The sequence below is a fragment of the Microcoleus sp. K1-B1 genome, from assembly GCF_036704705.1.
Classification (GTDB): Bacteria; Cyanobacteriota; Cyanobacteriia; order Cyanobacteriales; family Microcoleaceae; genus Microcoleus.
Map to the genome: position 1 here is coordinate 1 of NZ_JAUBSH010000032.1, position 206 is coordinate 206.

The window sequence follows — 206 nt, forward strand, 5'->3', positions numbered from 1 at the left end:
CATTATCCTCGTTACCATTGAGGGTGTCGTTGCCGGCCAATCCATTGAGGGTGTCGTTGCCGGCCAATCCATTGATGAAATCTGGATTGGCAGTTCCGCTTAAGTTATCAGCGCCAGGAGTGCCATTTATAGGGGGGTTGTCTATCGTAACGTTGATACTCACCGTAGCCGGGACAGTCGCAGCCCCGTCGCTAACGCTGTAAGTG

General features: G+C 52.9%; 1 protein-coding gene. It reads right to left on the reverse strand.

Going from position 1 to position 206, the window contains the following annotated elements:
- A partial coding sequence (locus tag QUA83_RS14030; RefSeq protein ID WP_445301775.1) for a calcium-binding protein occupies nt 1-206 on the reverse strand: 206 nt, incomplete at both ends.